This is a genomic window from Bacillus sp. P4_D3, from assembly GCF_056401855.1.
Window position 1 is genome coordinate 1 of record NZ_JBFUIN010000968.1, and the last position, 1,015, is coordinate 1,015.

At 36.5% G+C, this 1,015-nt stretch carries 1 protein-coding gene; it reads left to right on the plus strand.

The genetic code is table 11. From position 1 onward, the window contains the following. The first annotated feature begins 149 nt into the window (after positions 1–149). Entirely contained in the window at positions 150–1,004 is an 855-nt protein-coding gene (locus AC1DTM_RS28415; protein WP_477001481.1) for a pentapeptide repeat-containing protein, read from the plus strand. The last annotated feature ends 11 nt before the right edge of the window (positions 1,005–1,015 follow it).

A 1,015-nucleotide genomic window follows, 5' to 3' on the forward strand; every position in this document is an offset into this window, starting at 1 on the left:
ATATTGTAGTGTGTGTCCTTTTTAAATGAAAAGAAATAAATGGATTATGTTGTTGTTTGAAATGAAATAGGTCCATTTGTTTTTAAATTGATTATTTAGTGCAGTTGGAATATTATGAAATAGTCAAAAGACAACAGGGGGTATATATTTTGACTAATAATAACGATTATTTTCATGTAGAAGAGGATGTAAATCACAATAGTTTAAAAGCAGATTGTGAAAAATGTTTTGGATTATGTTGTGTGGCATTACCGTTTGCAGCATCAGTAGATTTTGCGGTGAATAAAGATGGTGGTAAACMTTGTACAAATTTACAATCAGATTATAAATGTAGTATACATAGAGATCTTAGAGGAAAAGGGTATAAAGGTTGTACAGTATTTGAATGTTTCGGTGCTGGACAAAAGATTTCTCAAGTTACGTTTAAAGGAATTGATTGGCGGAAAGATGCCGAGCATGCGAGAGAAATGTATGATGCTTTTCCGGTTATGCATCAGCTTCATGAAATGCTGTGGTATTTGAATGAGGCTATTCTATTAAAGGCGACGCAGACAATTCATAAAGAGCTGAAGGAAGCAATTGAAGAGACTGAGCGTCTTTCTAATTTAAGTCCAGATGAGTTAATGGAAGTAAATGTGTCATTACACCGTGCAGAAGTGAACATTCTCCTTCTAGAGACGAGTGAATTAGTATGGAAGGAAATGAATGCTGCACGTAAAAAACGAATCAGTCACCGCGGAGCAGATCTTATGGGAGCTAACCTTAAAAAGAGGGATTTACAAGGAGCAAATTTAAGAGGAGCTTATCTTATTGCGGCTAATTTACGAGATGCAAATTTAAGGGGAGCGGATCTCATCGGAGCAGATTTGCGAGATGCAGATATTAGAGGAGCAGATTTTACCAATAGTATTTTTCTTACGCAAGTCCAAATTAATGCGGCGAAAGGGGACAAACATACGAAATTACCGAAAGTGTTGTCTCGACCAGCGCATTGGTCTGCGTAAAGAGTATGGAG